This is a genomic window from Sutcliffiella sp. FSL R7-0096 (assembly GCF_038595065.1).
GTDB lineage: Bacteria > Bacillota > Bacilli > Bacillales > Bacillaceae_I > Sutcliffiella_A.
Genome location: NZ_CP152003.1, coordinates 2,178,560 through 2,201,439, shown reverse-complemented (window position 1 = coordinate 2,201,439; position 22,880 = coordinate 2,178,560). Strand labels below are relative to the sequence as shown.

At 41.1% G+C, this 22,880-nt stretch carries 19 protein-coding genes; all 19 read right to left on the bottom strand.

Features of this window, described 5'->3' with window-relative positions:
* Positions 1–95 precede the first annotated feature (95 nt).
* The 19 genes from MKY77_RS11115 to asd all read right to left on the bottom strand — a co-directional run bounded on the left by MKY77_RS11115 (position 96) and on the right by asd (position 22,788).
* Complete coding sequence (locus MKY77_RS11115) at positions 96–890, bottom strand: TIGR00282 family metallophosphoesterase (RefSeq protein WP_339149792.1); 795 nt, start codon at positions 888–890, stop codon at positions 96–98.
* Between the two features lie 312 nt (positions 891–1,202).
* Positions 1,203–2,765 (bottom strand): ribonuclease Y, encoded by a 1,563-nt coding sequence (gene rny, locus MKY77_RS11110; RefSeq protein ID WP_339149791.1) that lies wholly within the window; start codon positions 2,763–2,765, stop codon positions 1,203–1,205.
* Between the two features lie 302 nt (positions 2,766–3,067).
* Positions 3,068–4,108 (bottom strand): recombinase RecA, encoded by a 1,041-nt coding sequence (gene recA, locus MKY77_RS11105; protein WP_237662144.1) that lies wholly within the window; start codon positions 4,106–4,108, stop codon positions 3,068–3,070.
* Positions 4,109–4,649: 541 nt separating this feature from the next.
* A complete protein-coding gene (locus MKY77_RS11100; RefSeq protein ID WP_339145870.1) occupies positions 4,650–5,894 on the bottom strand; it encodes a competence/damage-inducible protein A in 1,245 nt (414 codons plus the stop codon).
* A gap of 234 nt (positions 5,895–6,128) precedes the next feature.
* Positions 6,129–6,710 (bottom strand): CDP-diacylglycerol--glycerol-3-phosphate 3-phosphatidyltransferase, encoded by a 582-nt coding sequence (gene pgsA, locus MKY77_RS11095; RefSeq protein WP_339149790.1) that lies wholly within the window; start codon positions 6,708–6,710, stop codon positions 6,129–6,131.
* Positions 6,711–6,813: 103 nt separating this feature from the next.
* Positions 6,814–7,701, bottom strand: coding sequence for a RodZ domain-containing protein (locus MKY77_RS11090; protein ID WP_339145869.1), 888 nt, complete (start codon positions 7,699–7,701; stop codon positions 6,814–6,816).
* A 22-nt stretch (positions 7,702–7,723) separates the two neighbouring features.
* On the bottom strand, positions 7,724–8,515 hold the full coding sequence (locus tag MKY77_RS11085; RefSeq protein WP_339145868.1) for a DUF3388 domain-containing protein: 792 nt from the start codon (positions 8,513–8,515) through the stop codon (positions 7,724–7,726).
* A gap of 279 nt (positions 8,516–8,794) precedes the next feature.
* Positions 8,795–9,052 (bottom strand): DUF3243 domain-containing protein, encoded by a 258-nt coding sequence (locus tag MKY77_RS11080; RefSeq protein ID WP_339145867.1) that lies wholly within the window; start codon positions 9,050–9,052, stop codon positions 8,795–8,797.
* Positions 9,053–9,121: 69 nt separating this feature from the next.
* On the bottom strand, positions 9,122–9,838 hold the full coding sequence (locus MKY77_RS11075) for an SDR family oxidoreductase (RefSeq protein ID WP_339145865.1): 717 nt from the start codon (positions 9,836–9,838) through the stop codon (positions 9,122–9,124).
* Positions 9,839–9,909: 71 nt separating this feature from the next.
* Positions 9,910–11,193, bottom strand: a complete 1,284-nt coding sequence (locus tag MKY77_RS11070) for a pitrilysin family protein (protein ID WP_339145864.1) — start codon at positions 11,191–11,193, stop codon at positions 9,910–9,912.
* Positions 11,194–11,196: 3 nt separating this feature from the next.
* Entirely contained in the window at positions 11,197–12,477 is a 1,281-nt protein-coding gene (locus tag MKY77_RS11065) for a pitrilysin family protein (RefSeq protein ID WP_339145862.1), read from the bottom strand.
* Positions 12,478–12,718: 241 nt separating this feature from the next.
* Complete coding sequence (locus MKY77_RS11060; RefSeq protein ID WP_339145861.1) at positions 12,719–13,444, bottom strand: GntR family transcriptional regulator; 726 nt, start codon at positions 13,442–13,444, stop codon at positions 12,719–12,721.
* 361 nt (positions 13,445–13,805) lie between these two features.
* Positions 13,806–16,154, bottom strand: a complete 2,349-nt coding sequence (locus MKY77_RS11055) for a DNA translocase FtsK (protein ID WP_339145860.1) — start codon at positions 16,152–16,154, stop codon at positions 13,806–13,808.
* Positions 16,155–16,264: 110 nt separating this feature from the next.
* Positions 16,265–16,477, bottom strand: a complete 213-nt coding sequence (locus tag MKY77_RS11050) for a YlzJ-like family protein (RefSeq protein ID WP_339145859.1) — start codon at positions 16,475–16,477, stop codon at positions 16,265–16,267.
* Positions 16,474–17,229 (bottom strand): ClpP family protease, encoded by a 756-nt coding sequence (locus tag MKY77_RS11045; protein WP_339145858.1) that lies wholly within the window; start codon positions 17,227–17,229, stop codon positions 16,474–16,476. Before MKY77_RS11045 ends, MKY77_RS11050 begins: the two co-directional genes overlap by 4 nt.
* Positions 17,230–17,521: 292 nt before the next feature.
* Positions 17,522–19,186 (bottom strand): ribonuclease J, encoded by a 1,665-nt coding sequence (locus tag MKY77_RS11040; RefSeq protein WP_339145857.1) that lies wholly within the window; start codon positions 19,184–19,186, stop codon positions 17,522–17,524.
* A 247-nt stretch (positions 19,187–19,433) separates the two neighbouring features.
* Entirely contained in the window at positions 19,434–20,306 is an 873-nt protein-coding gene (gene dapA, locus MKY77_RS11035) for a 4-hydroxy-tetrahydrodipicolinate synthase (protein WP_339145855.1), read from the bottom strand.
* Positions 20,299–21,570, bottom strand: a complete 1,272-nt coding sequence (dapG, locus tag MKY77_RS11030) for an aspartate kinase (protein WP_339145854.1) — start codon at positions 21,568–21,570, stop codon at positions 20,299–20,301. The genes dapA and dapG overlap by 8 nt, the downstream gene beginning before the upstream one ends.
* 174 nt (positions 21,571–21,744) lie before the next feature.
* Positions 21,745–22,788: an aspartate-semialdehyde dehydrogenase gene (gene asd / locus MKY77_RS11025; protein WP_339145853.1), complete on the bottom strand. Its 1,044-nt coding sequence runs from the start codon at positions 22,786–22,788 to the stop codon at positions 21,745–21,747.
* Positions 22,789–22,880: the final 92 nt, after the last annotated feature.

Genomic DNA, 22,880 nt, shown 5'->3' with positions numbered 1-22,880 from the left:
TGAATTGTTAATAATTTCATTCCTACTATATTCAGGAGAAGCCCGATGTATTCCTTAGGTTGTCAGATAAGCATCTAAAAATTCAGACTACTGCTTTAATCAAAGAATGGGTGATCTTCATTTATCATTAGCGGTTGGATTTTTTTAGCTTTGCCTGTTTTCATATCCACATCAATTAGAACACCGTTTAGTTGTGCTCTTCCTTCTGTCACTTCAAATCTTACTGGCAGGGCAGTTGTGAAGCGTTTAAGCACCGCCTCTTTTTCCACTCCCAAGATACCATCATATGGTCCAGTCATCCCAACATCTGTAATATAGGCGGTGCCTTCTGGTAGAATCCGATAATCATTTGTCTGTACATGAGTATGTGTACCAACCACACCAGTCACTCTTCCATCCAAATACCAGCCGATTGCTTGTTTTTCACTTGTCGCTTCTGCATGAAAATCAACAAATATAAATGGTGTACGTTTTCTGGCTTCATCCACCAGTTCATCCACTTTATTAAATGGGCAATCTATGGGAGGCAAAAATGTACGACCTTGAAGATTGATGACTGCCAGCTCCTTCCCTTCAAATGGAAGGTATGCAATACCTTTTCCAGGATTTGAACTAGGAAAATTAGCAGGGCGAATCATATGTTTGGCCCCTTCAATAAATTCAAAGATCTCCCTGTTATCCCATGTATGGTTACCAAGAGTGACAAGATTGGCACCGGCCTTCAAGAAGCCCTGATAGATTTTCTCCGTAATACCTTTTCCTCCTGCAGCATTTTCTCCATTTACAATGGTCACTGCTGGTCTATATTTACTTTTTAATTTAGGTAGGTATTCACTCACCATTTTTCTGCCTGGTGACCCTACTACATCTCCAATAAATAAAATTCTCACGTTCACTAATCCCTTCTAACAATCATTTTCCTATTTAAGTTTTACATATGTAGACGGAGGATGCAAATAAACGAAGTACTATACAATAGGGTAATCTAATTAATCCTGTAGATTTCCGTTCCAGGTGTTCGTTTTCCATGGGGTGGTGCTGGAGCCTCCTCACTTCTTTGCTGGGTCCCAACCTACTGCTACCTTCAGTCGGAGTCTTACAACTTGCACTCCAATTTACAGGTAAAACTTCATTACATTATTCGCGCTTCGTTAATTTAAATGTCATATAGCAAAAAAAATAAAGCGGTGCAAGGCACCACTTTATTTAGCATACTCTACGGCTCTTGTTTCACGGATGACCGTTACTTTGATATGTCCTGGATAATCCAGTTCTTCTTCAATGCGTTTTCTGATGTCCCGTGCTAGTCGATGAGCTTCTAGATCGTCGATGGTATCAGGTTTCACCATAATACGCACTTCACGTCCTGCTTGAATCGCGAAAGATTTCTCAACACCTTCATAGCTTTCTGAGATCTCTTCGAGTTTTTCAAGTCTACGGATGTAGTTTTCCAACGTCTCACTACGAGCTCCTGGTCTTGCGGCTGATAGCGCATCAGCTGCAGCAACCAAGACCGCAATAATGGAAGTCGGTTCTGTATCCCCATGGTGAGATGCGATACTATTGATGACAACAGGATGCTCTTTATACTTCGTTGCCAACTCGACACCAATTTCAACATGGCTTCCTTCTACTTCATGGTCGACAGCCTTCCCTATATCATGTAAAAGACCTGCGCGGCGGGCAAGGGTTTCATCCTCACCTAGCTCTGCAGCCATAAGACCTGCGAGAAACGCTACTTCAATGGAGTGTTTCAGAACATTTTGTCCATAACTTGTACGGAATTTCAAACGTCCTAAAATTTTGATAAGATCTGGATGTAAACCGTGTACTCCTACTTCAAAAGTAGTCTGTTCACCCATTTCACGAATGTACTCATCCACTTCACGTCTTGATTTTTCAACCATTTCCTCAATACGTGCAGGGTGAATACGTCCATCCTGGACCAGCTTATCCAAAGCGATGCGTGCAGTTTCACGTCTGATTGGATCAAACCCTGATAAAATAACTGCCTCTGGTGTATCATCAATAATTAAATCAATACCAGTAAGTGTTTCAAGGGTACGAATATTACGACCTTCACGACCGATGATTCGACCTTTCATTTCATCATTAGGTAAGTTAACGACGGATACTGTTGTTTCAGCCACATGGTCAGCGGCACAACGCTGTACGGCTAATGAGAGAATCTCCCTCGCCTTTTTATCCGCATCTTCCTTTGCTCTGTTTTCACTTTCTTTGACCATCAGAGCAATGTCGTGGGACAATTCGTTCTCAACACGATCCAAAATGATATTTTTGGCTTCTTCTCGCGTCAATGCTGAAATGCGTTCCAGCTCTTCCTGCTGCTTGCGCACCATATCATCCACTTTGCTTTCTAATTCTTCAATATGCTGTTGTCTATCGTTTAAAGAATCTTCACGCCTTTCTAATGCAACCTCACGTTTATCAAGCGATTCATCTTTTCGATCAAGATTCTCTTCTTTTTGCATTAAACGATTTTCTTGTTTTTGCAGTTCGCTTCTACGGTCTCGAATATCACGTTCAGCTTCAGTTCGAAGTTTGTGAATTTCGTCCTTCGCTTCCAAAAGTGCTTCCTTTTTAAGCGATTCAGCTTCGCGTCTGGAATCTTCCACAATTTGATCCGCGACACTTCTGGCGCCAGCAATCTTTTGTTCGGCTATGGATTTACGAACATAAAAGCCAACAACTACACCGACGATTAGGGCAAGCAAAGCGGAGATAATAATTGGCATATAATCCATCATTACACCTCCTCTTGCTATGAACTTTTTTCTTGCTAGATTTCATTGTCGGCATGTACATTGTAACAATGTTTGTCAATATACAGCTCAAGGGCTTTTGCTTTTTTATAGCTCTAAAATTCTAACAAAATGTAAATTATACATACTAATTGTAAATCTGTGAAAAATTATTGTCAAGCCTGTCCTGGTAAGGATATGGCCATTTTGGTAAACTAAACCTGTTTTTTATGTTTTTTAATGAAATATGATAGCTTATTAAACAACAAGACCCTGTAATGAAATACAGGGCCTTGGGGGATTTATTAAAAATCTAATTCTTCTTGATCCATTTCTTCTTCCGCAGGAGCATTGATTTCTTTATCTAATCCATGATGATCACGGATTTGCTGATGGATTTCTTTTAGGACATCCTTATTTTCCTTTAGGAACTGTTTCGCATTTTCGCGACCTTGTCCTAATCTTTCTTCATTATATGAGTACCATGATCCACTCTTTTGAACAATATCAAGATCGGATCCCATATCAATTACTTCACCTTCTCTGGATATTCCTTCACCGTACATGATATCCACTTCAGCTACTTTGAAAGGAGGAGCGATTTTATTTTTAACGACTTTAATTTTTGTTTTGTTCCCGACAATATCATGTCCTTGTTTCAATTGCTCAGCACGACGCACTTCAAGTCGCACGGAAGAATAGAATTTCAGCGCACGGCCACCAGGGGTCGTTTCAGGATTTCCAAACATTACCCCGACTTTTTCACGAATCTGGTTGATGAAAATAGCAATGGTTTTGGATTTATTGATGGCACCCGAAAGTTTACGAAGGGCTTGGGACATAAGACGTGCCTGAAGACCGACATGGGAATCACCCATTTCCCCTTCTATTTCCGCTTTAGGTACTAGGGCCGCAACAGAATCGACAACGATAATGTCAACCGCACCACTTCTCACAAGTGCTTCTGCAATTTCCAATGCTTGTTCACCAGTATCTGGTTGTGAGAGAAGAAGCTCATCAATGTTTACACCAAGCTTTTGGGCATAAACAGGGTCCAATGCGTGCTCGGCATCAATAAATGCAGCTTGTCCACCTTGTTGCTGTACCTCAGCAATGGCATGAAGTGCCACAGTTGTTTTACCGGAAGATTCCGGTCCATATATTTCTACCACTCTTCCTCGCGGATATCCACCGGCCCCCAAGGCAACGTCCAAAGCCAATGACCCACTCGGAATAGTAGAGATTTTTCGTTCCGTTTGTTCCCCCAACTTCATGATGGAACCTTTACCGAATTGCTTTTCTATCTGTTTTAACGCCATATCTAATGCAGCTTTACGATCACTCACACAATTTCCTCCTCTTATCTATTAAACTAAATGATTAGTATCTATCAACTACTCTTACTATACCCTTTTTTAATTCGTTTGGCAACTAAAAAACGAACATCCATTCGGTTTTTTTACATCCAAAAAGGAAGATAAAAAATGAATTTTCCATAAGAGAAAATTCTGGTTTTCCAACTAATGTTTTATTGAAAATACAAAATTCACTTTTGGGGATGAACTATTTGTATGAGCGAAAATATTGGATGTTGTTTAAATTGGGTTGGCCGCTTGCTTTTGGTTGCAGATTAAAATGTCCGAAGTTTTCGGGTTCATGTCCAAAGATGGAGTTCTGTCAACCAGTTTAACCCCCAAAAGTAAAGTCTGTTTTCGTAAACTGTTGCTTCTTCGCATTTTAAATCAATCGTTATATTACTTAATGTCGTGCTCTTTTTCCTGCTGTACTAAAAATACTACTTATAAATTTTAGAGTGTGTAAGTAGTGAATAGCTACAAACTTTGTGAAAAGAGCCAAAATAATAAAAGTAGTTGAAGTTCCCCTCAACTACTTGAACAATTCTTTCAATAGATAGTGACAGCCATATTTTGCTGATCTATGTCTTATGCCATCTCTCGTCCCTGCTAAATGGATTTCATGAACGATGGTTTCATCATTTGGTAGAGCTATTCCGATAAACACTGTGCCGACAGGTTGATTATCCATTGTTCCTGGACCTGCAACCCCAGTGAAACTGATACCGATATCCGTTTGCAGTAATTTCTTCACTCCAAGTGCCATTTCTTTTGCAGCCTGCTCACTTACCGCTCCATCTTTTTCAAGTGTTTGTTTGTTAACGCCGAGCACATTATCCTTTACACCATTGGTATAGCTGACAACAGCACCTTCTATTACTTCAGAGGCACCAGTGAAGCTTGTCATCCTTTCAGAGAATAACCCTCCAGTCAGGCTCTCTGCACTGCTTAGTGTGTACTTGGACTCTTGGATTTTATTAAATAGAACAGAGTAGATGGTATCTTCATCGTATCCAAAGAAGAATTCACCGACTCGATCCAAGATCTCCTTTTCGGATTGATCAATAAGACGGTTAGCCTCCTCGATGGAATGATGCTTTGCTGTAAGTCTTAATGTCACCTCGTTGTCCCCTGCAAGCGGTGCGATAGTAGGATTAGTCTGCTTGTCTATGAGGTCTAAAATATCCGTTTCAAGCTGGGACTCGCCAATCCCGAAAAAACGGAGAACCTTGGAAACAATCTGTTCTTTTACACCTAGAATTTCTAGCAGGTACTCTCTTCCATAAACGGAGAACATCGGTTGGAGCTCTTTGGGAGGGCCAGGTAATAGCATATAAGTATGAGACCCGTCACTAAGCGCCATTCCCGGAGCCATTCCATAATCATTCGCCAAGATGGCAGAGCCCTCCAATACGAGAGCTTGCTTTTTATTATTTTCGCTCATCACTCGCTTTGATTTCTTGAAGTAAGCTGCTATGTTGGACATTGCTTCATCATCCATTACCAATTGTTTGTCTAACACTTTTGCAATCGTTTCTTTGGTTAGGTCGTCTTTCGTTGGTCCAAGACCTCCAGTGAAGATCAAGAGATTGGAACGTTGTTTGGCTGTTTTGATAGCATCCATCAATCTTGAAGAATTATCTCCCACTACAGTGTGGTAATACACGTCCACCCCAAGTTCGGCAAGCTGTTTTGAAAGAAATTGTGCATTCGAATTACAAATTTGCCCGAGCAGCAATTCAGAACCTACAGCAATAATCTCTGCGTTTTTAATCATGGAACTCTCCCCTTTTTAAAGCTCTTTTTACAAAACTCTTTTCTCAAAGATTGTTGCTATTCACAGTAAAAAGTCGGCAATTGGACTTTTTTCAGCTTACTTACTCTAAACATGCAAGTAGCAGATTTAGTATTGCAGGGAAAAGAGCAAGACAGTAAGGAATATAACGGACGGTTTAAAAATACGTAAAAGCAACAAAATTTACGAAAATAGCCTCTTACAAAAGGTCCGATTTTACTTGGAATTCATAAAAGCCTGTCTGTTTTTATAGAAATAATCCCAGCCGGAAACTACCGTGAAGATCATCGCTACCCAAAGTGCAAGCATATCAAATGGGAAACCGATAAGTGCAAATGGCAGGTTATGTAGTAATAAAGCAGAAACAGCAATGATCTGTGCCCATGTTTTAATTTTCCCAAGCATATTTGCAGCGACAACCTCCCCCTCACCTGCAAGTACCAAACGCAATCCGGTAACAGCGAACTCCCTGCTTATGATGACTATAACGATCCACGCTGGAGCCAATTGAAGCTCAACAAGCGCAATAAGTGCTGCAGAAACGAGCAACTTATCTGCAAGAGGATCAAGGAACTTCCCGAGGTTTGTCACCATATTTAATTTTCTAGCATAATAACCATCAACCCAATCGGTAATGGATGCAATGATAAATATTAGTGCTGCCAGAAGATGTGCGTATGGGATTGAGTGATCTCCGAGATAGAAGTCTCCCCAATTGAAAGGTACAAGCATGAGTACCATAAAAATAGGTATCATTAGGATTCTTGAAACAGTTATTTTGTTAGGTAAATTCACAATCATTCCTCCAGCATTCAATATTGCTTTTCCACTATACATAAAATATACAGGTTTGTCTAACGATAGGGAAATCTGTACAAAAAAAGCCATCATCCTGATGACTTTATTGTTGTCCATTTGATACAAATTTAATAGTGACTTTCTGAGTTGTCACTTCATCTACCGGAAAAGGGAACTCAAATGCTTTGCCGTTAATTTTAATTTCAGTGGCAGGGACCCAGCCAACATTGAAAATTACTTCATTTTCTTCAGAAAGATTGAATGTCTCCGTTTCTCCATCAACCAATTCTTTGCTATGAAAGGACTCACCTTCTGAATTGCTGATTCCTACCCATGTGTTTCCGCCTTTTGCTGAAAGTTCCACTTCGAATGTATCAGTATCCTTCAGTTCCAGCGTAGCAGTAGGTCGGTTTGAAGAAACCTCTGTCAGTGTGCCGGTTGAAGATTCTACCTGCTCCTCTTCTGGCTCTTCTGCAGGTTCTTCCTCGTTCACATTTTCTTCGTTGGTGTCTTCCCCTTCACCGCCATTATCGGTAGTAGCAGGATCATAGACTACTCCTCGATTGTTGTCTTCTTGCGTATCAGTGGAATTTCCCACTCCCCAGTTCTGAAAAAGGATATAGAGAATGGCTACCACAGCCACAAAAGCCAAGAACATAAATACTTTTGGTATAAAATTTAGTACCTTGTTATTTTTTGTCGGAACTTGCTTTCTAGTTTTCACTCTCGATAATGGAGGAATCTCATCTTTTTCATTTGCAGGGATATCCTGTTTGTATTCTTCAAAGATAAGCTCGGGGTCCAACCCTACTGCTTCGGAGTACTGCTTAATAAAAGCACGTGCATAGAATTGACCTGGCATGATGGCGTAATTGCCTTCCTCAATACCAATCAAGTATCTTTTCTGTATTTTCGTCGCTGTTTGCAAATCCTCCAGTGACATGCCTTTCTCTTCTCTTGCTTGCTTTAACCTATTACCTAATTCTGTCAATACTTACACCTTCCAACGTTATTTAGAAATCAAAGCCCCCAAAAGGATTCTCTTCAAACATATTATTTGGTTGAACCACATCGTAAGTGATTTCCTCATCTTCATTATTTCTGAGTTCAATGATATAGTCGAAATCATCAAGCTTATATTCTGTATTTTGCACGAAAATATCAGGATGTTCAACCACTTTTACAGCAGAAATACGCATTATTTCGCGGATAAGCTGCCAATGCTTTTCGTTCGCCCTTTTAGTTGATACTATTCCATCAATAATGAATAAGTTGTCCACATTGTACTCATCTTCGATTAATTGACTCCGGATGGTTTGTTTAAGCAAAGTACTGGAAACAAAGAGCCATCTTTTATTGGCACAGACGCTCGAAGCAACAATGGACTCTGTCTTACCCACGCGTGGCATCCCTCTGATTCCGATTAGTTTATGTCCATCTTGTTTGAAAAGCTCTGCCAGAAAATCTACCAGTAGCCCCAGTTCATCCCGGACGAATCGGAAGGTTTTCTTATCATCCGCATCTCGCTGAATGTACCTTCCATGTCTTACCGCCAAACGATCTCTTAATTTTGGCTCTCTTAGCTTAGTAACAGTTATATTATCCATTGTATTCAATATAGATTCAAGACGGACTATTTGCTCATTTGAATCGCTTAAAAGTAACATTCCCCTCCTTGCATCATCCACTCCATTGATTGTGACAATGTTAACGGATAACATACCTAAAAGGGATGCAATGTCACCTAATAACCCCGGCCTGTTGATATGTATCTCATATTCTAAATACCACTCTTTTTTCTCCATCAAACCCCTCCACCCTTTCAGTACGTTTCGTCCTGTCATATGTTACTTCTATAATATCCAATAATCCCTTAATAAGAAAGCAATTCCTTGCGATCCTCTGAAATTTGGACTTCTTTAACATTCCCTTGTAGATTGGAGTGCAAGTTGTGAGACTCCCCAGCGTCGTGAGGTGGCTCAAGCACCACCCTTTGGTTAAGCGAGCAGCTGGAACGGAAATCTACAGGGGTTATACAGGACTTCAAAAACAGGGCAAACAAAAAAGAGAGGTTGTGGCCTCTCTTAATGCGTTGAATCGTTTTGAACCAATTTAACCATCATATTGGCAATCGCATGTTGCTCTTCAGGACTAGCCACTTTCCAAAGATCCGCTAACACTCTTTCCTGTGGATTTTTTGCTTCCACTTCTTTTGCAAGATAGTCACCAATTTCATACGCAAGTTGAGAAATGGCACCATTGTCCATTCCTTCATGCTCTGCATGGTTCAATCGATCTCCTAAGAAGCCTTTCCATTGTTCCCAGTTTTCAAGTACTGACATATTAACTCCTCCTTCCAATATGTTCAAGAGTTAGTATGTGAAGGTCTTTTTCAATTTATGCATTGCCTACTAATTCCAACCGCCATTAACCCCTAACACCTGACCGGTTATGTAGGAAGACTTTTCAGACAAGAGAAAGCTGACAGAATCTGCAACTTCACGCGGTAGAGCCAACCTGCCCATGGGGATTTCAGCACTTATTTCCTTCTTTTCTTCCTCTGAAAAGGATTCAAGCATTTTTGTTGATACTGCTCCGGGTGCGATGGCATTCACCCTTACGCCATTTAGAGCCACTTCTTTTGCCAGTGCTTTCACAAATGAAATTTGGGCACCTTTCGTCATCGAGTAGAGCACTTCACATGAAGCTCCTACTTCCCCCCAAATGGAAGAGATGACGACAATTTTTCCATTTCGATTACTAAGCATCTCCGGCAAAAAAGCCTGAACGGTTGAATATAATGATGTTATGTTAAGCGACACCATCTTTCTCTTTGTTTTTTCATCAATATCTGTCATAAGTCCATAATAGGTAAATCCTGCATTATAAACAATGGTATCAATAGTAGAAAATACACTCTCTTTTATTAACTGGACACCCATATCTTCTGTTAAATCGGATTGAATAGGCGTTATTTTATCTGCGCCATACTCCTCCACCAATTCGAGGATTGTCTTTTTATCCCGGTTATAGTGGAGATAGGTAGTATACCCTTCCGCTAAAAGTGTTTTGGCTATTTCCTTCCCGATATCCCCACTCGCCCCTATAATTAATGCTGTTCCACTCATTGACCTCATCCCTTTTTACACTAAAATAAAGGAGCCGGTTCCATCAAGGACCGCACTCCCTCGTATTATTTTTATTTTGGCACAACCTGACAGATTGTAAAAGCCTCTTCTTTAATAAATTCAGTGGCTACCCTATTAAGGTCCTCGAGTGTTATTTTCTCAAGCTGAGGGGTTACTTCAAAAAGGTCCATGTCATTAAATGCATAACGCGTAAACTGGTTTGCAATGAACTCAGGAGAGTTAAGAGCCCGTAAGAAAGAACCGATTTTCTTTTTCTTAATCCGTTCTAACTCCTCCTCTTTAATGGAGGTTGGGTCAAACTCAAGCAGGATATGTTGTACTCTTTCAGCCAACTTATCCGGCTCGGAGGTATCTCCTCCAAGCATGGCAAATCCAAAACCATTTTCACCGGTGTAATCATAAGCAAAAGTCTCATCGATTAAACCATCATCATACAATTTCTGATAATGATCAGAGCTTTTGCCAAAGAGCAGATCCAAGAGGATATTCACCGTAAGTTCATGCTTTAAAAGGTCCTCCCCCTGTTTCGTCGGGTTGGATTCTTTAATTCCTATCATGCATTTAGAAGTATGAACGTTCATTTTGAGCACTTTCTTTTTCTCACTGACAGTAGCAGGCTCGTCATCAAATTGACGCTTTATTTCTTCCTGCTCCTTGAATGTCTTTTTGGTTTGGTTATCCTTGATGAACCCCATCATTTCTTCCGTATTCATCGGCCCAACTATGAATAACAGCATATTGCTTGGATGGTAGAACGTCTCATAGCAAGTATATAAAAGGTCTTTCGTTACTTTGGATATCGAATCGATGGTCCCGGCAATGTCTATTTTCACAGGGTGATGATGGAACATGCTTTCAATCAATCCGAAATAGGCACGCCAATCAGCATTATCCTCATACATGGTGATCTCTTGACCAATGATGCCTTTTTCCTTTTCTACCGTTTTTTCTGTAAAATAGGGAGCTTGCACAAAGTCCATCAATGTTTCAAGGTTCTTTTCCACATTGGATGTACTGGAGAAAAGATAGGCAGTCCTTGTAAAGGAAGTGAAAGCATTGGCAGATGCCCCTTGCTTGCTGAAATCCTGGAATACATCCCCATGCTCTTTTTCAAATAGTTTATGTTCCAAAAAATGAGCGATACCATCGGGAACCGTTATAAAATCGTCTTCACCAATCGGTACGAATTTATTATCAATGGAACCATACTTCGTTGTAAACGTGGCATAGGTCTTATGAAAGCCATCTTTAGGCAAAAGGTATACTTCTAACCCATTATCCAAGGTCTCATGGTACAGAGTTTCCGCTAGTTGGTTAAATTCAATCTTTTCCATATGTTACGCCTCCTTCCCAGTCAAGAAATAGATAGTATCAAGCTCCACCAGTCTTGCCACTTCCTGGATCTGCTCCTTTGTAACATTTTCCACACCTTCCAAAAATGCATCGACAGGTTTATCTACTTCTGAAACTTCGTTATTGTAGAGCACTTCGATTAATCCACGGGCTGTATCAATTGTTTCAAGAATTTGGTTTTTTATGACTGCCTTCGTCTGGGAGATTTCCGACTCGCTATATTCACCTTTCTTCATCGCCTCAATCTGTTGATGGATGATGGTGACTGCTTTTTCAAAATTGGAGAAATCAATGCCCGACATGACCAGAAGCAGTCCTTTATGACTCTCAACTCTTGAAGCTGCATAATAGGCCAAGCTTTCCTTTTCCCTCACATTGATAAACAATTTGGAATGAGAGAAACCACCGAAAATACCATTAAAAACTTGTAAGGCATAATAGAGATCATCCTTGAATGTCACGTTTGTCCTGTACCCTATATTTAATTTCCCTTGTTTCACATCCTGCTTCTCTATTACTTCGTTCGGATCTTTACGAATCGTAGTTGGTTCAGAAATGCTTGATGTTACCTTGTTTACCTGATCGGGAATTTGAAAATACTTTTTCACATAACCATCTACTTCTTCTTCCTTAATATCCCCTACAAGATAAAGGTGGATATCATTCGTCTTAAGCATGTTCTGATAATAGTCGAACAAAGATTGTGACGTAATACTGTCCACTTTATCCTTTTCCCCGTTAGCGGGTAGACGATAAGGCTCTTCAGAACACATCTCTTCTACTAGGCGCTGACTGGCATAACGCATTTTATCATCATAAACGGATTGTATTCGCTGTTTCAATGCACGCTTTTCTTTATCTACCGTGGAGGCCTTAAAGGCATTCTCTTCCATGACAGGATGCAGGAGCACTTCACTGAGCAACTCAATCCCTTTTTCAAGCAGTGGGGTGGAATCTCTCAGAAATTTTTCGTTGGCTATTTCCAAACGGAACGTGATGATGTGGTCTTCCCCTTTTTTACTAAGGTCGACAGCAAGGCTTGCTCCATATAATTCGTCCAAATAAGCCCTGAATTGAGAGGGTTGCGGGTGTGATTTTGTACCATTTTGTAATACATATGGCAAAAGCGCCCTCACTGTGACATCCTCTTCTGACAATGGCGCTTTTACTTTTAGAACTAATGTATTCGTCTTGAATTTTTCAGTCGGTATAGTGTGTACCGTTAAACCATTTAAACTATACGTTCTTTCATCGACTAGCTTCACGACATCTCCTCCTTCACGTCACATAAGGTTTGCGATATTTCATCATATTATTTAAACGTATAAAAATATAGACAGTACTATTCTTTCTTTATCAATCAAAAAATAGTCCTAAACCCAATATAACGCTTAATTAGTAAGTTTTTCAAGTTGGAGGGTATCCTGAAGGCAAAGGTTTACATAATAAAATTATGATCCATGACAAGAACACCACAAGCAATGAAGCTTGTGGTGTTCTTGTCCTTTATGGGCGCTTTCTCAATACATGGAAACTGAATTTATCAGCCCTGAAATAATTTAGCGAATACAAAATAGGTTCGTCATTCTGATCATAATGCATTTGTTTCAATACAAGCAGTGCTGTTTCAGGTTCACATTCTAGAATTGGTGAAATTTTATCATGATATCCAAGTGGTTCGATATGTGTGACCGCATAGGAAATATATCTGCCCGCTTCCTTCTCGAGGAGTTTCAATAAGGATTCATTCTTATAAGATTGATAGTCCTCGACAATGGTCGTCGGAATCTTATCGATACAATATACCACCGGAAGGTCGTTGGCAGTTCGTACCCTCTCGAAATGAAGGACCTCCTTGATTGCAGGGTTATTGAACTTTGTTAGTTCTTCTTCGGATGGCGTTTCAATGGTAGATGTCAAGAAAACTGTTCCGGGTCTCATACCCGCTTGTGAAATCATTTCTGTCACAGAATTCAATTGTTCAATTCCAGAGGAGAAGACCGGTTTGGAATTAACAAATGTACCTACCCCATGCCTTCTTACTACGATATTTTCTTCTTCGAGTACACGTAAAGCTTCTCTTAATGTAGCTCTACTTACCCCTAAGCGTCGAGACAATTCGAATTCGGAAGGTAATTTCTCTTTTTCTTTATACACCTTGTTCTCAATATCTTGCTTCAATTTGTCTACAACCAGTAAATATAAATGCCTGCTGTCTGACCGAATCGTCATAACTGATCCCCCATTAACCGTTTACAAAACATTTTTCATGTTTTCCTATTAATCCAAAATAATATAACACTTTTCGAGGGTAAAATAAATAGAAAATAAAGTTTTTAATTCTTTTTGTCGAAAAAAGAGGCAGTCGAGAAAGCTCCCTACTGCCAACTGCATTTTTATTGTTAGGCTCTTTTCTCAAAGATTGTTGCTATTTACCTGTAAAAAGTCGGCAATTGGACTTTTTACTGCTATCAGACCCTAAAGGTGCAAGTAATTTCTTCAGTACAGCAGGGAAAAGAGCACGACAGTATGGAAGGTAACGGACGGTTTAATAATTCGTAAAAGGAACAAAGTTTACGAAAAGAGCCTATCGTTAAGATCCTACATCTTCATTTTGATTCCCCGATACCAACACTGTTCGTGGCTTACTTCCTTCATATGGACCGACGACTCCCCTGATTTCCATTGCATCAATGAGCCTGGCAGCCCTTGTGTACCCGATTCTGAAACGGCGCTGTAGCATTGATACGGAAGCTGTCTGCATTTCTAATACGAGCTGAACGGCATCATCATAAAGATCATCGTCCACTTCTTCCACGTCTTCGTTAATATCTTGAGGAATCATTTCCTCCTGATATTGTGCTTTTTGCTGATCGATGACAAAATCCACAATCCGCTCTACCTCTTCATCGGAAAGGAAAGCACCTTGAACTCTTATTGGCTTGGAGGCACCTACAGGCAGGAACAGCATATCCCCTCTGCCAAGTAGCTTCTCCGCTCCCCCCATGTCCAAAATAGTTCTGGAATCCGTTTGAGATGATACGCTGAAAGCAATTCTTGATGGGATATTCGCTTTAATTACTCCTGTAATGACATCAACTGATGGTCGTTGCGTTGCAATAATTAGGTGTATGCCTGCAGCACGAGCCATTTGTGCGAGTCTTGTAATGCAATCCTCCACATCTGATGATGCCACCATCATCAGGTCGGCTAACTCATCGACAATAACGACAATGTATGGTAGGGATGGCTGTTTTGCTTCTTCATCCTGGTTATGTCTTTTTATGTAGTCATTATAGCCTTCAATATTTCTTGTGCCAGTATGAGAGAACAACTCATAGCGCCGCTCCATTTCATTAACGACTTTTTTCAAAGCCTGTGAAGCCTTTTTTGGATCGGTCACAACAGGTGCTAGAAGGTGGGGAACCCCGTTGTACATGTTTAATTCCACCATTTTTGGGTCAATCATCATCATTTTTACTTCATGTGGCTTTGCACGGACCAAAATACTTGTGATGATACCATTAATACACACACTCTTTCCACTACCTGTCGCTCCGGCAACAAGTAGATGTGGCATTTTATTGAGCTCCGCAACAACGGAATCCCCTGATATATCACGTCCCAATCCGATAAGCAACTTTGCATCCGGCTTTTCGGCTTGTTTTGTATCCAATACTTCACGTAGTGATACCATTGCAACTTCATTATTTGGCACTTCGATCCCGATGGCAGATTTACCGGGTATCGGCGCCTCGATACGTATATCTTTTGCTGCAAGTGCAAGTGCTAAATCATCACTTAGATTCACTATTTTACTGACCTTCACTCCAACATCAGGATACACCTCATATTTCGTCACTGCAGGACCAAGGTGTACTTTTGTCACTTTTGCTTTCACTCCGAAACTTGCAAAAGTTTTCTCTAGTTTTCTTGCGTTCTGGTATATATTTTCGTGCTCTGTTGTCTGGTGATTCGTGATGGGCTTGTTTAACAGCTCAAGGGAAGGAAGGACATATTCCTTGTTTTCCACTTCTGTAAATGCCATAGGGCCTGCAATTAGCTCGCCTGAATCTTCCTGATTTTCTCCGTCCTGTGCATTGGACGTTGATGATTGCTTTTCTTCCTGAAACATAACCTCTTCTCTATCATTAAAAGAGGAAATGATAGGTGGAGAAATGATCTCTTCCACAGATTCATTTTCCATGACCATGACTTCTTCTGCTGCTGTTGCCTTTTTCTCTTCTTTTTGCTTTTTATCTTCCGCTTGCTTTTCTTTTTTGCGTTTATTGCTGTCTTCTTTCCAGCCTTTCATGTCGTCCATGAAAGCCAACCACTGATTTTTTGCAAAAGTAAACAGCCCCACAGCAACTTTTATGACAGTGTCATTCAAGGATTTCCCCGTCACCAAAATGATGCCGATTACAATGAAGATCATGGCTATCCACTGGGCACCCCTTGCATCAAAGAGAAGATGAAACAGAGCGAATAATATAGCCCCCATCATTCCGCCACCAAGGTCTGTCGTACTCGTTTCTCCGTTTACTTCTAACCAGAAAAGCTCCCAAGTATTGCCGATTACTGAGGGATCTGCAAAGGAGCCCCCACGAGAAAGCATTCTAAATAGCGTAACATGACTAAGTAGCAACACAGACATCATGATGACATATACACCGACCAATTGCCTTGAGAAAAAAGTGGGTAGCTCTCTTTTCCAGATGATATATCCAGACAGGATCAAAAGCCCGAGGAGCATTAGCATGTACCATTCTCCACTAAAAAAGCGAAACAATAATACAAAGGTATGCCCGACCATACCAAGCTTGGCAATTGCTATACATGTAATGGCAAGCAACAGTAACCCCATCACTTCAAAGGTGACCGTCCGTTTCCATTCATCCCGATTTTTGGTTTTTCTTTGTCTCTTTTTTCGCTTTGACATTATTCTCACCTATCTGACCATAATGAGAAGAAGAAAGCAGCCAACAAATACTGGCTGCTTTTTCCTCTGTTGCTTGTATTATATCATAAGCCCAAACTCTTGAAAGGGTGTTACAGAAAATTAATGGTTTGTCCTGGAGAATACTCACTGTTCAAATAGTGTGCAGGGTCTGTACTCAAATTACGTACAATCTGGTAGGCATTCATATCTGTTTGTTGCACCATTAGTGACACTCCATTAAAATCTACCACCCGTTGCTTTTCAAATTCTCCATTTTCCACAGGGAAAATCAACTCCTGGGGCATGGTTGTATAGAGAATCATTGTAGCATCTTCCCTTCTTCTGATTTATCCTGGTTCGCTTCCACAAGGGCATTCAGCTTTTTGATGGCTTCTCCTACACCGCCCACCTGATCGATCAATCCATACTCCACCGCATCCGCACCGACAACATTGGTACCGATATCACGAGTAAGATTCCCCTTGGAAAGCATAAGCTCCTTGAATTTTTCCTCTGTAATACCTGAGTTCTTGGTGACAAAATTAATAACACGGTCTTGCATTTTATCGAGATACTCAAACGTTTGCGGGACCCCAATAACCAAACCTGTCAATCGAACAGGATGGATGGTCATTGTGGCCGTTTCGGCTATGAAAGAATAATCACAAGACACAGCGATTGGCACACCAATAGAATGGCCTCCGCCAAGTACAAGAGAAACGGTAGGTTTAGATAAGGAAGCTAGCATTTCCGAAATAGCCAGACCCGCTTCCACATCCCCTCCAACCGTATTCAAAATGACAAGCAGCCCCTCAATGTTCGGATTTTGCTCTATAGCAACAATTTGCGGAATGACATGTTCATATTTGGTCGTTTTGTTTTGAGGCGGCAATTGGACATGGCCCTCAATTTGACCCACGATTGTCAAGCAATGTATTTTTGAATCCGAAGGCATTTGTGCTACATTTGTTTGACCAAGTTGTTGGATTTTATTGACCAAGGAATCCTTACCTGCATCTTGCTTGTTCGGTTCCTGCTGAGGTTGTTCAGATGACTGGTATGTAAAATCAGGCATATGATGATCTCCTTCCGTCCCTAAATAAATTGTGTATTCTTCTCTAGTATTGACGTCAGTACATATTTCATTCGTAACTCAACAGTTCTTTTGACTCCCCTTGAACATTACTGTGCATGGTGTGAGACTCAAGCGGAGGGTAGCGGTAGTTTGAGACCACCGAAGCGATGTGAGGAGGCTCAAGCACAGCCCTGCGATAAGAACACCTAAAACGGAAGTCTTCAGGAGTTGAACCAATGTATATAAAAACCGCAATGGGCACTATATCCCATTGCGGTTCATTTTGACGATATTATACTTCCATGATAATTGGAAGTATCATCGGACGACGTCTTGTTTTCTCATACAGATGCTGATTCAAGGATTCCCTAATCTTAAGCTTCAAACTAGACCATTCCAAAACCTGTTCCTTCACAGCATTATCCAATATCTCCGTTACGATGGAATTTGCTTTATCCAACAGCTCTTCCGACTCGCGCACATACACAAAGCCTCTTGAAAGAATTTCTGGACCTGCGACAATTCTTTTTTGGTTCTTACTGATGGACACCACCACCACCATGATTCCATCCTGGGACAATAATCGGCGGTCCCGTAATACGATGTTCCCGATATCTCCTACACCCAGTCCGTCAATAAGGACATTCCCTGCATAGACTTTACCGGCATATTTTCCTACACCCTTATTAAATTCAATCACTTCACCCTTATTCAATAAAAAGATGTTATCTTTGTCTATTCCAACGCTTTCTGCAACTCTTGAAAGCGCCCTTTGCATCTTAAACTCCCCTTGAATAGGGATGACATATTGAGGCTTGAGGAGATTCATCATCAGCTTTAGCTCTTCCTGGCAACCATGTCCGGAAGAATGGATCTTTTTCTGACCATAGATCACAACTGCTCCCGCACGGTATAGTTTATCTATCACTTTAGCAACCGTCAGTTCGGTTCCTGGCGATGGGGATGCGGCAATCATCACGATGTCATGTGGTTTGATTTGCGCATGCTTATGGGTACCCCTTGCCATCTTCAAAAGGGAAGACATCAGTTGGGAATGCGTCCCGATCGTCAAAACGACCACCTTATCATCATTAATGCTTCCTAGTTCATTGACAGGTATAAGCAGATCATCAGGAATGTGCAGATACTCCAATTCCGTTGCAATATTGAAGTTACGGTCTGTCGGGTGGGAAACAACAACAAGTTTTCTATTGCTGTCGATGGTTGCTTGAACAATTTGTTGGATCCGTACGACATTTGTTGACAAGCATGCAGCAAATACACGTCCCTTGGCATTATAAGTTACGTCTGCAATTTCCTGCCTTACTACAGATTCCGAAATGGTATAACCTGGCTTTTCAGCATTAGTGCTATCGGATAAGACACAAAGCACTCCTTTATTTCCAATTTCCGCTATTTTACCAAGATCGGTATTCTGTGACAGCTGGGACTGATCGAACTTAAAGTCCCCTGTATGTACGATTGCACCTTGTGAAGTATGAAAGCATAAGCCGACAGAATCCGGAATGCTATGATTTGTCCTGAAGAAGGTGACTGTGGCATGTTCGAGTTCAAGTACGGTATTTTCATCTACTTCTTTGAACTCTATATGACCTGGGGAGCCAAGCCCATTAACAAGCTCTTTGGCAAGTGCCAATGTCAGCCTTGTACCGTAAACAGGGGCCTTCAACTTTCTTAGGATATATGCCAAACCGCCCATATGTTCTTCGTGTCCATGGGTGAGGAATATTCCTTTGATTTTTTCTTTGTTGTCTGAAAGATATGTAACATCAGGAATAACCATATCAATTCCAAGCATTCCGTCTTCTGGGATCATAACCCCTGTATCCATGATATAGATGGAATCATCGGCTTCCAATACGTACATGTTCTTCCCAATTTCCCCGATCCCCCCGAGGGCAAAAACTTTTAATTTCTCTATCTGTGGTGTATTCACTTTTTTACCTCCTACATGTATGTAAAAATGAAATATGACGATAATGCACGTTTTTTTTGCATCCTCCAGAGATTTATTAAATGTTCAGCTTACAAGTGCCAAATTAATAACCGCTCCATGTCATTTGAAATAATTATAACGTATGCAAGAATTGGAATACAAGAAATATTATAATAACTGGCATTTGGAGAAAAGTGCAAACAAAAAGGCCAAGGCGCACAAAAGCGCTTTGACCATTCATGAAAAGTTAAATTGTACGTAAAAGGGCTGCTAACGTGTTTCTCTCTTCTTCATTTAGGGGAACCAACGGCAGTCTTACCCCACCAACATCCAATCCTTTTAACTGAAGGGCGGTTTTTACTGGTGAAGGACTTGGTGCGCTGAATAATCCCTTCATTATCGGAAGTAGCCTTTGATGCTGTTTTGCAGCATTTGCATACTCTCCTGATTCGAATGCACGGATCATTGCTTGCATTTCATTTCCTAACACATGGGATGCGACGGATACCACTCCGTTACCTCCGATGGATAATACAGGGAGGGTCAATCCATCATCCCCACTATAAAGCACAAAGTCATCCGGAGTGTTTGCGATTATTTCTGTCATAGCATCCAGGTTACCGCTTGCTTCTTTCATGGCCATGATGTTCTTCTCTGCCGCCAAGCGCACAATGGTGTCCACTGACATATTTACAACAGAACGCCCTGGTATGTTATATAGCATCACAGGCAAGGACGTTTCCGCTGCGATCGCTTTAAAGTGTTGATACAATCCTTCTTGGCTAGGTTTGCTGTAATAAGGGGCTACCAGCATGATGGCATCCACTCCGGCGGCTTCTGCTTTCTTTGTCAGATCGATGGAGGCACGAGTATTATTGCTTCCGGTACCCGCAACTACCGGTATTCTACCTTCCACCACTTTGACGACATGTGAGAAAAGTGCAAGCTTTTCTTCCGTTGATAGCGTTGGAGACTCTCCTGTTGTCCCTGCGACAACAAGGGAATCCGTACCATTTTTTATAAGATAGTTTACTAATTGAGTTGTTTTCTCAAAGTCGATATTTCCTTTATTATCAAACGGTGTCACCATCGCTGTTGACACTTTACCAAAGTTAATCATGTACTTTTTTCTCTCCTTCTTCTGAGATTGGGTGTAGGATGGTTACTTGTTTTCTCGCCAGACTGAAGGCTTTGTGTAAAGCGTTCACTGCACGTATCATATCTTCCTGTTTCACCAACACCCAAATTGTCGTGTGGCTGTCTGCCGATTGAAGAATTTGTATCCCTAGTTCTGAAAGAGCAGTAACGATTTTGGATGTAACGCCAGGAACCCCTGTCATTCCCGCTCCCACTGTTGCCACTTTCGCACAGTGACGGTTTACTTTCGGATCATATCCCAACTTCTTTAGGACATTTATCGCTTTTTCGCTCTTTTCGTCTGTTACCGTGTAAACGACACTTGTCGGCGATATGTTGAAAAAGTCGACACTTATCTGTTCGTTGGCCATGGCCCGGAAAACTTCCGTTTGTATCCCATAATCGCCTTCTTTAGCAAACACTTTTATTTGTGTCACATTAGGGACATGCGCAATTCCAGTTATCAAGCGATCCTTGACATCCGCACCCTTTCCTAATTTATCAAGCGAAGTTACAAGCGTCCCGGTTGAATTGGAATAGGTTGACCTTATCCGTATCGGTATCTTGGATTGCATGGCAATCTCGACAGCTCGAGGATGGATGACCTTTGCTCCTTGGTATGCCATATTGCAAATTTCATTATAACTGACAACAGGTAAAGGGGAGGCATCTTTTACAATGCGGGGATCTGCTGTCATAACACCCTCTACATCCGTAAAAATATCGATCCACTCCGCTTGAATGGCAGCGCCCAAAGCAGCAGCGGACGTATCACTTCCTCCACGCCCGATTGTACAAATGTCCCCATTCTTCGTTTCACCTTGAAAGCCTGCAACTACCACCACTTGATATAATTTTACCATTTCTAAGAGCCTATCACACTTCATTTCTATGATACGGGCATTTGTGTGATCATTATTTGTACGGAACCCTGCTTGAGGACCATTTAGGGCGGTTGCAGAGATTCCATGGTTTTGTAAGAGGTTACTAAAAACAATGGAAGAGATGATTTCCCCACAGGATAACAGCATATCTATCTCCCGTTTTGAAACGCAATCATTTCCAGTTTCTACTAGGCTGAGTAGTGTATCGGTCGCATAAGGCTCCCCTTTTCTCCCCATTGCAGACACCACGACAACCACTTTGTATCCCTCATCAACAGCCTTTTTAATATGTTTGACTGCAGCAAGTCTGCTTGCCTCATCCCTGACTGACGTCCCACCAAACTTCTGAACAATTATTTTCATATATCGACACCTCATCCGGTTTAGAAACATCTTTAATACATACGAAAGCTGTGCAGAAAATAGTACCAGCCCCTTTAGGAATGGCACACACTGTTCAAGATTGAAGAATGGTGGCATCAAAAAATACAGCCGAAAAGAAAAGGTCCTTTTTAGAGACCTTATTCTTTGTGATTATTATTGGTTGATTACTCCAAGTTTCACTAGGCTTTCTGCAATTTGAACGGAATTCCATGCGGCACCCTTTAACAGGTTATCGGATACCACCCAGAGGTGAAATCCTTTTTTGTTATCCAGGTCCTGTCTGATTCTGCCTACAAATACATAGTTAGAACCGACACAATCAGCCGGCATCGGGTAGACTTGTTCTTCCGGTTTATCTTGCAGTACCACACCAGGCGCGTTTTCCAACAATCTTCTAACATCTTGAACAGTCACATTTTCGTCTTCTACTTCAATATATACAGACTCTGAATGTCCTGTTACAACTGGTAGTCGTACACATGTTGCTGCAACCTGAAGATTTTGGTCGTGCATGATCTTTTTCGTTTCATTGATCATTTTCAATTCTTCAAAAGTAAAACCGTTGTCTTCAAATTTATCAATTTGCGGAATCGCATTGAAAGCAATTTGGTAGTGTTTCTTATCACCTTTTACAGGAAGAATATTAGGAGTGAATGTTTCGTTATTCAGAATTGCTTGTGATTGGGATTCAAGTTCTTCAATCGCCGCAGCTCCAGCTCCTGACACAGCTTGATACGTGCTGACAATTATCTTATTCAGTCCATAGGATTTACGAATCGGCTCTAGTGCAACCACCATTTGGATAGTGGAGCAATTTGGGTTGGCAATGATCCCATTATGAGATTTGATGGCCTCTTCGTTTACTTCTGGAACCACCAATGGGACATTTGGATCCATACGGAAATAACTTGTGTTATCCACGACAATGGCGCCACGTTTCGCGGCTTCCGGTGCAAGCTCCTTGGATACACTTCCTCCTGCACTGAATAATGCTATATGAACACCTTCAAATTTGTCGGGTGTTGCAACTTCAATAGTAACTTCTTCACCTTTAAAAAGTACCTTCTTACCTGCAGAGCGCTCCGAAGATAATAGCGTAAGCTTCTTGACCGGGAAGTTTCTTTCTTCTAATGTATGAAGCATCTGTTGTCCTACTGCTCCTGTTGCGCCTACTACTGCTACATGTAAACCACTCATCTATTAAGCACCTCTCCATTTTTAATTAGCTCTTTTCTCAAAGGTTGTTGCTATTCACGAGTAAAAAGTCGGCAATTGGACTTTTTACTGCA